Annotated in this window: 2 protein-coding genes; both read left to right on the top strand. The window is 45.8% G+C overall.

Annotation, left to right across the window (positions count from 1 at the left end; genetic code table 11):
- The first annotated feature begins 42 nt into the window (after positions 1-42).
- On the top strand, positions 43-480 hold the full coding sequence (aprB, locus tag DSOL_RS25945; protein ID WP_075367579.1) for an adenylyl-sulfate reductase subunit beta: 438 nt from the start codon (positions 43-45) through the stop codon (positions 478-480).
- 47 nt (positions 481-527) lie between these two features.
- A partial coding sequence (aprA, locus tag DSOL_RS25940; RefSeq protein WP_075367578.1) for an adenylyl-sulfate reductase subunit alpha occupies positions 528-1,950 on the top strand: 1,423 nt, incomplete at its 3' end.

Here is a 1,950-nt window from a genome sequence, read left to right as displayed (position 1 = left end):
AAGTTCTTAATCAAAAATATATGAATGATGGAGGTTAAAGTTATGCCAAGTTTTGTAATTGCGGAAAAGTGTGACGGATGTAAAGGGCAAGACAAGACGGCTTGCATGTATGCATGCCCGAACGACCTGATGATGCTCGATAAAGAAAGAATGAAAGCGACTAACCTGGATCCTTCGGCATGCTGGGAATGTCTCTGCTGTGTTAAGGCATGCCCACAACAGGCGATGGACCTGAGAGGATATGCAGACTTCGTACCACTAGGAGCATCGGTAACCCCACTACGTGGATCTGACAGCATTATGTGGACCGTAAAATTCCGTAATGGTATGACCAAACGGTTCAAGTTCCCGATTCGGACGACAGAAGAAGGCAGTGCAGTTCCTGGCGGCGATTATCCTGTGACGACAGATATAAACAGCATCGAACTGTATACAGAACCCGCTTCTATGAAAATGCCAATTTGGACGTACAAAAAATAAAGGTCGAATTGTTGAATTAGGGAAATGAATTAAGGAGGTTAATATCAATGCCAATGAACTTTGAAACGGTAGAAGTAACAACGGATCTCCTCATAATTGGAGGAGGAATGGGAGCCTGCGGTGCAGCTGTAGAAGCAGCTTACTGGGCCAAACAAAATGGACTTAAAGTAACCTTGGTTGATAAAGCATCCATGCCACGTTCTGGAGCAGTCGGAATGGGATTGTCAGCCATCAATCTATATGTTGGGCTAGCAGAAGGTAAAAACACCGTACAAGATTACGTCAAGTATGTTAAATATGATCTCATGGGGGTTGCCCGTGATGACTTAGTGGCGAACATTGCCCGGCACGTAGACAGTTCAGTTCATCTTTTTGAGCAATGGGGTCTTCCGCTTTGGAAAGATGATGACGGTAATTATGTGCACGAAGGCAAATGGCAATTGATGATCAGCGGAGAATCCTATAAAGTAATCGTCGCAGAAGCCGCAAAAAATGCCTTAGGCGACGAAAACATCTATGAAAGGGTTTTCATCACCGATCCACTACTCAAGGACGGCAAATGCGTCGGAGCAGTAGGTTTCAGTGTTCGTGAGAACAAATTCTATGTTTTCAAAGCCAAAGCAGTCATGTGCGCCATGGGTGGAACGGTTGGAGTCTTCAAACCAAAATCCACTGGTGAAGGCGCTGGGCGTTCTTGGTATCCTCCGTTCTCCACAGGATCATCCGCTTACTTCACATTCAAAGCTGGATGCGAGATGACCAGCCAAGAAGTACGCTTTGTACCTATTCGTTTCAAAGACGCATACGGGCCGGTTGGTGCTTGGTTCCTACTTTTCAAATCCCGTGCAACCAATGCGTTGGGAGAAAACTACATGGAAACCCGTGCGGATGAATTGAAGAACTGGGGCAAATACGGAGCAGCTAAGCCACAACCTGCTAACCTGCGTAACTATTTGGGAATGTTGGACATGAAAGAAGGCAAAGGACCTCTCTTCATGCGGACAGAGGAAGCCATCGCTAATCTGGCCAAACAATACGAGGGAGACGAAAAGGCCTTCAAGAAGAAAATGAAAACTCTGGAGAATGAAGCTTGGGAAGATTTCCTCGATATGACCATTGCGCAAGCCTTACTCTGGGCTGCGACCAATGTTGAACCAGAAGTAAGATCGTCTGAAATTGGCGCAACCGAGCCATATTTCATCAGTTCACACTCTGGAGCATCAGGCGCATGGGTATCCGGTCCAGAAGATTTGTCTGGTGGAACAGATTATTTCTGGGGTTATGCCAACATGACAACAGTACCAGGACTCTTTGCAGCTGGTGATGCCACGGGAGCTTGCGCTCATAAGTTCTCATCAGGAACACATGCTGAAGGTCGTATTGCTGGTAAATCTGCTATTAAGTACATTTTGGAACACAATACACTAGAAGAAGTCGCTCCTGAGGTTATTGCTAACCTTAAAGAGGTAA

The sequence above is a fragment of the Desulfosporosinus metallidurans genome, assembly GCF_001936615.1.
Lineage (GTDB): Bacteria > Bacillota > Desulfitobacteriia > Desulfitobacteriales > Desulfitobacteriaceae > Desulfosporosinus > Desulfosporosinus metallidurans.
Note: the sequence above shows the minus strand (reverse complement) of the source record. Positions and strands in the feature narration are given on the sequence as shown.